This is a genomic window from Cellulomonas sp. GbtcB1, from assembly GCF_019091725.1.
GTDB lineage: Bacteria > Actinomycetota > Actinomycetes > Actinomycetales > Cellulomonadaceae > Cellulomonas.
The window spans coordinates 1-238 of sequence record NZ_JAGXJG010000531.1; the positions used below are offsets into that span (position 1 = coordinate 1).

Sequence of the window (238 nt, forward strand, 5' to 3'; positions counted from 1 at the left end):
GAAGGACCTCCAGGAGCTGCTGGCCACCGAGGCGTCCGACGCCGATCGCGAGCGCCGGTACCACCGGTTGGCGAAGGTCATCGACCGGATCCGCCGGACGTCCCCGGTCTTCGCCGACCTGGTCGACGTGCGCCGGCACGTGCGGCTGAGCGCGGAGAAGGTCGACCTCGACGGGACCCACGTCCCGCTGTACGACCACATCGGCGAGAAGACCGGCGGGGGGGCGCAGGAGATCGGG

General features: G+C 71.8%; 1 protein-coding gene. It reads left to right on the forward strand.

Features of this window, described 5'->3' with window-relative positions:
* A partial coding sequence (locus KVT14_RS21285) for a hypothetical protein (RefSeq protein ID WP_217617381.1) occupies positions 1-238 on the forward strand: 238 nt, incomplete at both ends.